At 73.8% G+C, this 6,195-nt stretch carries 6 protein-coding genes and 1 pseudogene; 6 read left to right on the top strand and 1 reads right to left on the bottom strand.

The genetic code is table 11. The features are described 5' to 3' along the window. A partial coding sequence (locus MPTA5024_RS42425; protein WP_051458484.1) for a DUF3352 domain-containing protein occupies positions 1-1,616 on the bottom strand: 1,616 nt, incomplete at its 3' end. A gap of 160 nt (positions 1,617-1,776) precedes the next feature. On the opposite strand from MPTA5024_RS42425, the gene MPTA5024_RS21350 reads away from it, so the two are divergent. The 6 genes and pseudogenes from MPTA5024_RS21350 to MPTA5024_RS42420 form a co-directional block, all read left to right on the top strand. Beyond that, positions 1,777-2,571, top strand: a complete 795-nt coding sequence (locus MPTA5024_RS21350) for a thioesterase family protein (protein ID WP_036327321.1) — start codon at positions 1,777-1,779, stop codon at positions 2,569-2,571. 66 nt (positions 2,572-2,637) lie between these two features. Further along, complete coding sequence (murI, locus tag MPTA5024_RS21345) at positions 2,638-3,474, top strand: glutamate racemase (RefSeq protein ID WP_036327319.1); 837 nt, start codon at positions 2,638-2,640, stop codon at positions 3,472-3,474. After that, on the top strand, positions 3,471-4,223 hold the full coding sequence (locus MPTA5024_RS21340) for an MBL fold metallo-hydrolase (RefSeq protein ID WP_036327316.1): 753 nt from the start codon (positions 3,471-3,473) through the stop codon (positions 4,221-4,223). The genes murI and MPTA5024_RS21340 overlap by 4 nt, the downstream gene beginning before the upstream one ends. 5 nt (positions 4,224-4,228) lie before the next feature. Continuing rightward, complete coding sequence (rph, locus tag MPTA5024_RS21335; protein WP_036327313.1) at positions 4,229-4,954, top strand: ribonuclease PH; 726 nt, start codon at positions 4,229-4,231, stop codon at positions 4,952-4,954. Beyond that, a complete protein-coding gene (gene rdgB, locus MPTA5024_RS21330) occupies positions 4,951-5,553 on the top strand; it encodes an RdgB/HAM1 family non-canonical purine NTP pyrophosphatase (RefSeq protein ID WP_036327311.1) in 603 nt (200 codons plus the stop codon). The genes rph and rdgB overlap by 4 nt, the downstream gene beginning before the upstream one ends. Before the next feature lie 71 nt (positions 5,554-5,624). Beyond that, a pseudogene (locus tag MPTA5024_RS42420) lies at positions 5,625-6,195 on the top strand (molybdopterin-dependent oxidoreductase); the annotation flags it as partial.

Below are 6,195 nucleotides of genomic sequence, written 5' to 3'. Positions count from 1 at the left end.
CCCAAGGTCGTCTCGGTGGGGGTCTGCCGGCCGCTGAGCCCGACGGCCCGCAGCGCCTGGACGTCGGCCCGCTCGCCTTCGGGCAGGCCGTTCAGGTAGAGCTTCTCGGCCTTGTCGAGGTCGGCGTAGACCGCGTAGGTGGCGTCGGCGGCGTCCGGCACGGCCAGGCGGAAGGTCTCGTCGTCGCCCAGCGCGCCCTTCTGCGCCAGCCTGCCGGCGTACTCCTGGGAGCTCGCCACCACCAGAGTGCCGTCACCGGAGCTGCGCGCGAGCTGGACGGGCTCGCCGGAGTCGGCGAGGAACTTCTCCAGCTTGTCCAGCACCTGCCCGGCCTTGTCCGGGTCGGTCGCGAGCACGGCGCCCACGTTCGGCTGGTCGCCGTCGAGTCCCTGCTCGTCCACGGCGACGGTGAGGCTCGTGCCGAGCAGCGTCACCAGGTCGTCCGGGAGCGCCAGGCCGTACTGCTGCTTCGCCTGCTCCACGAAGCGGGTGAACGACTCGCCCTCCGCGCCGCTGCGGGCCGTCTCCTCGATGGCGGGCCACTGCCGTCCGAGAATGTCGCCGAGCCCGGAGAACGCGGCCGCGCCCACGGTCGAGGCGGGCAGCTCGCCGATCCGGACGGGCCGCGGCGACCCCGTCGTCAGGGTGCCCCCGCGGGCGACGCCCGCGAGCTCGGCGTAGCTCCCGTCGAAGCGGAGGGCGCCGGCGAGCCGCGCGCCGCGCAGGGGCTGGAGCGCCGCGGCGGACTCCTGCCCCGCGGCCGACGCGACCTTCTCCAGGTCGGCCCAGAAGGACAGCACGCCCTGCTCGCCGAGGGCCTTCATGTCGCCGTCGAAGCCCGGGTCGTGCGACAGCGGGGCGGCCGCGGCGTACGCGTCGGCCTGCCGCTGGGTCGGGGCGAGCAGCGCGTAGCCGTCGCGGAACGCGAGGCCGGCGTGGCCCGCGCCCAGCTTGGCCAGCCCCGAGCGGGCCGCCGCCTCGTCCTTCACCTGGACGGCCAGCGCGACGTCCGGATCGCCGCCCTTCCCGCTCTGGGGGAGCACGGCGAGGCCGATCCGGTCGCCGAGCCACGGCTCGACGTCCCGCGCGTAGTCGATCGACGCCAGGTCCTGCTCACCCTGCCGCAGGGCCTCGAACACGGCCTTCCTGGGGTCGTCCCCGGTGAACGAGTCCCGCGTGGCGGAGAACTTGCGGGCGATCTGGAAGAGCGCCACCTTCTGCCCGGCCGACGGGTCGAGGTCGAGGCGGACGTAGGCGATCGCGCCGCCCGGCAGGACGTCCTGCGGCTGGCTGCCGCCCCCGCTGAGCCGGGACATCGCCCACACGCCGCCGCCGGACAGCAGGCCCACGACCACGGCCGCGACGATCGCGACGATCCAGCCGCGGCCCCTACGGCGGGGGGCGGCCGGGGGCGGTGCGGCCGGGCCGGGGACCGTGCCGTACCCGATCTCCTCGGGCTCGTCCCACTGGGGCAGCCGCCGGGTGTGCCCGGCGTCCTGCGGCACTCCGGCGGAGGGGCCGGCGGGCCGGAAGGCCCGGGGCGTCCGGTAGGCGACGGTCCGGTCCAGGTCCTGGTCGTCCGGGAAGGGGTACCCGGAGGTCGTGTCGGAGGGCATGGCTCACTCGCTAGGGGGAGTCGTCGGTGGTCGCCCCGACCGTAGGCCGGGACGCTAGCGAGTCGCTTGCATCACACTTGACCGCCCTCGGGGGGCCGGTGGGAGCCGCCACGCTACAGTAATGAACAGAACAACATTCGGGAAAAGAGCGAGGGGTGCCGTGACGAAGTTCGACGAGGCAACGCAGGCGATCCGCGTCGACGACACGACCTACGACGTGTGCCTCGACGACGCCTACTCCATCGGCGGCCCCCTGAACGGCGGATACCTGCTGGCCACCGTCCTGCGGGCGGTCGTGGACTCCTCGCCGCACGCGCACCCCGTCTCGACGAGCGCCCAGTTCCTGCGGGCCCCTGCCCCCGGCCCGGCCAGGGTCGAGGTCGAGACGCTCAAGGCGGGGCGGACCGCCGCCATGAGCCGGGCCCGGCTGGTCAGGGACGGCGTGCCGTACATCGAGACGCTGGTCACCACGGCCACGCTCGACGCGGAGGCCGAGCCGTTCTGGTCGGACACGCCGTCGGCGCCGATGCCCGCCCCGGACGGCTGTGTGCGGCTGCCGGACCCGAAGCCCGAGTCGAACATGAACTTCAACGCCCAGGTGGAGCTGCTGTTCGACCCCCCGACGATCGGATGGCTCTCGGGCGAGCCGACCGGCAGGCCCGAGTCGCGGGCGTACTTCCGGATGGCCGAGCCGCAGGACCCCGACCCGTACGTCCTGGCGCTCGCGGTGGACGCGCTGCCGCCCGTCGTGTTCTCGGCCGGGGGACGCGGATGGGCCCCGACGGTCGAGCTGACCTGGCATCTGCGGGCGCTGCCCGCGCCCGGGTGGCTGACGCTCATCGGCGGCGGTCGGCTGATCAGCGACGGCTGGTTCGACGAGGAGGTCGAGGTGTGGGACGCGGCCGGCCGCCTGGTCGCCCAGTCACGCCAGCTCGCCCGGGTGGGCAGGGGCTGAGAGTTTCCCGCCGTGTGAGGATTCTTACCGTGATCGGTTCCGGGCGGTCCCCTAACCTTGGGAACCGTGCCGGACAACAGCGGGGCCATCGGGATCTTCGACAGCGGGGTGGGCGGCCTGACCGTCGCCCGGGCCATCATCGACCAGCTGCCCCATGAATCGATCTTCTACGTGGCCGACACGGCGCGCCAGCCGTACGGGCCGAAGACCATCGCCGAGCTTCGCGCGTACGCGCTGGAGGTGATGGACCACCTCGTCGAGCACGACGTGAAGATGCTGGTCATCGCCTGCAACAGCGCCAGCTCCGCCGTGCTGAGGGACGCCAGGGAGCGGTACGACGTCCCCGTCGTCGAGGTGATCCAGCCCGCCGCCCGCCGGGCCGCCCAGGCGACCAGGAACGGCAGGGTCGGCGTGATCGGCACGCGTGCCACCGTCGAGTCGATGGCCTACCACGACGCGTTCGCCGCCGCCCCGCAGATCGAGCTCGTCACGGTCGCCGCTCCGCTGCTCGTCGACTTCGTCGAGCGCGGCGAGACGATGAGCGACGAGCTCATCGAGGTCATCCGGGGCTACCTCAAGCCGATCCAGGACGCCGGCTGCGACACGCTCGTCCTCGGCTGCACCCATTACCCCCTGCTGACCGGCGCCCTGTCATACGTCGCCGGAGACGGGGTAACGCTCGTGTCCAGCGCGGAGGAGACCGCCAAGGACGTCTACCGGATCCTGCTCGACCGGGGGCTGTCCAACGGCGAGGCCCACCCGGTGCACCGCTTCCGCGCCACGGGCGACACGGCCCTGTTCGAAGAGCTGGGGCAGCGGTTCCTCGGGCCCGAGATCCAATCCGTGGAGCCCGCGCCGGTGGGCGTCCGCCCCGGCGAGGCCGGCTTTGGGAGGTCGCGATGAAGGTGACGATCATCGGGTGTTCGGGCAGCTTCCCCGGCCCCGACAGCCCCTCCTCCTGCTATCTCCTGGAGGCCGAGGGCTTCCGGCTGCTGGTCGACTTCGGCAACGGCGCGCTCGGGGCGCTCCAGCGGCACCTCGGCCTGTACGACGTCGACGCGATCCTGCTGTCCCACCTGCACGCCGACCACTGCCTCGACCTGTGCGCCTACCACGTCGTACGGACCTACACGCCACGGGGCCCGCTGCCGAGGGTGCCGGTGCACGCACCCGGAGGGGCCGCAAGGCGGCTCAACGCGGCGTACGGCATGCCGGACGAGCCGGTCCTGGAGAGCTCCTTCGACTTCGTCCGACTGTCGGCCGGCACCCGGCACATCGGCCCGTTCGAGGTCACGGCCGCGCCGATGAACCACCCCGTCGAGACGTACGGCGTCCGCGTCTCCCACCGGGGCCGCTCGGTGGCGTACTCCGCCGACACGGGCGAGTCCGCCGAGCTGGTGAAGCTGGCCCACGAGGCCGACCTGCTGCTGTGCGAGGCGTCCTTCCTCGACGGGCCGTCCCTGACCCCCGGCCTCCACCTGACCGGGCGGCAGGCGGCCGAGCACGCGGCGCGGGCCGGGGTGGGCACGCTGGTCCTCACGCACCTCGTCCCCTGGCACGACCCGCGCCGCGTCCTGGAGGAGGCGGCGGACGGCGGGTTCGGCGGCCGGATGGAGTTGGCGCGGAGCGGGGCCGTCTATGACCTAGGGTGACCACTATGGCTCGTATCGACGGTCGTCTGCCCGACCAGCTTCGTCCTGTGACAATCACCCGCGACTGGCTCGCCCACGCCGAGGGATCGGTGCTGGTCGAGTTCGGCGGGACGAAGGTGCTGTGCGCCGCGACCGTCGAGACCGGCGTCCCCCGCTGGCGCAAGGGAAGCGGGCTCGGCTGGGTCACCGCCGAGTACGCCATGCTGCCCCGCTCCACGAACACCCGCAGTGACCGCGAGTCGGTCCGCGGCAAGATCGGCGGGCGCACCCACGAGATCTCCCGGCTGATCGGCCGGTCCCTGCGGGCCTGCGTGGACTACAAGGCCCTGGGGGAGAACTCCATCCTCCTCGACTGCGACGTCCTGCAGGCCGACGGCGGCACCCGGACGGCCGCGATCACCGGCGCGTACGTCGCGCTCGCCGACGCCGTGGCCTGGATGCGCAAGCGGCGGATGTGCCCGGGCGACCCCCTGGTCGACTCGGTGGCGGCCGTCTCCGTCGGCGTCGTCGGCTCCGAGCCCCTGCTCGACCTCGACTACAGCGAGGACGTCAAGGCCGAGACCGACATGAACGTGGTGATGACCGGCCGGGGCGAGTTCGTCGAGGTCCAGGGCACGGCCGAGGGCGCGCCGTTCGACCGGGCCGTGCTCGACGGCCTGCTCGACCTGGCCGCCGCGGGCTGCGCTGAGCTCACCCGGGTGCAGGCCGAGGTCCTGGGAGTGCCGGCATGACCAGGGTCGTCCTCGCCACGCGCAACACCGGGAAGATCGTCGAGCTGCGCCGGATCCTGGCCGAGGCCCGGGTGCCGGTCGACCTGGTCGGGCTCGAGGAGTTCCCGCACATCGGAGAGGTCGCCGAGACCGGGCTCACCTTCGCCGAGAACTCCCTGCTCAAGGCGCACGCCGTCGCGGCCGCCAGCGGCCTGCCCGCCGTCGCCGACGACTCCGGGCTCTGCGTCGACGCGCTGAACGGCATGCCGGGGATCTTCTCGGCCCGCTGGTCCGGCAGCCACGGCGACGACAAGGCCAACCTCGACCTGCTGCTCGCGCAGGTCGGCGACGTGCCGGACGGCCGGCGGCAGGCCCACTTCGCGTGCACGGCCGCGCTCGCCCTGCCGTCCGGGGAGGAGCACGTGGTCGAGGGCTTCGTCCACGGCGTGCTCATCCGCGAGCCTCTGGGGAGCAACGGGTTCGGGTACGACCCGATCTTCGTGCCGGACGGCGAGACCCGCACGACGGCGGAGATGTCGGCCGAGGAGAAGGACGCCATCAGCCACCGCGGCAAGGCCTTCCGCGCCCTCGCCCTGATCATGGGCAGGGTCCTCGCCTGACCAGCGGACGGCCGCGGTCGCGTAATCGGCCCGTAAGACCTCGGCCGGGGGCCGGGCGTAGCGTTCGACGTGTGAACGCACAACCCTTCCGCGTGCCCGCGTGGGCGGCGGCCCTGGCGGGCGTGGCTGCCGGAGCGGTGGCCCTGGGCACGGCCCAGCTCGTCGCCGGGCTGACCAACCCGGAGGCGTCCCCGGTGGTCGCCGTCGGGGACGCCGTGGTCGACGCCACGCCCGCCGGCCTCAAGGAATGGGCCATCCGGACGTTCGGCTCGTCCGACAAGCTCGCGCTGATCGGCGGCATCCTGGTCGTGCTCGCGCTCGTCGCCGCCGGGCTCGGCCTGCTCGCCCGCCGCCGGATCCGGTACGGCACGGGCGGTCTCGCCGTGTTCGCGCTCGTCGGCGCCGTGGCGGCGGTCACCCGCCCCGACTCGGGGGCGCTCGACGTGCTGCCGTCCGTCCTGGGGGCCGCGGGGGGCGCGTGGGCGCTCACGCGGCTGTTCCGCCGCGCCGAACCCGAGGTGCGGGAGTGGGACCGGCTCGCCGCGCCCGCCGACACCACGGCCTGGTCGTCGCCCTTCGCCGAGCCCGTGCGGGCGGGCGCCGACGCCGCCGCGCTCGCCGACACGGCGGGCGGGCCCGTCC

It is taken from the genome of Microbispora sp. ATCC PTA-5024, from assembly GCF_000511135.2.
In the GTDB taxonomy this organism is placed as follows: domain Bacteria; phylum Actinomycetota; class Actinomycetes; order Streptosporangiales; family Streptosporangiaceae; genus Microbispora; species Microbispora corallina.
Note: the sequence above shows the minus strand (reverse complement) of the source record. Positions and strands in the feature narration are given on the sequence as shown.

Coding starts and splice junctions, on each gene's coding strand:
- MPTA5024_RS21340 (WP_036327316.1), top strand. CDS start 3,471: ATGAAGGTGACGATCATCGGGTGTTCGGGCAGCTTCCCCGGCCCCGAC.
- rph (WP_036327313.1), top strand. CDS start 4,229: ATGGCTCGTATCGACGGTCGTCTGCCCGACCAGCTTCGTCCTGTGACA.
- rdgB (WP_036327311.1), top strand. CDS start 4,951: ATGACCAGGGTCGTCCTCGCCACGCGCAACACCGGGAAGATCGTCGAG.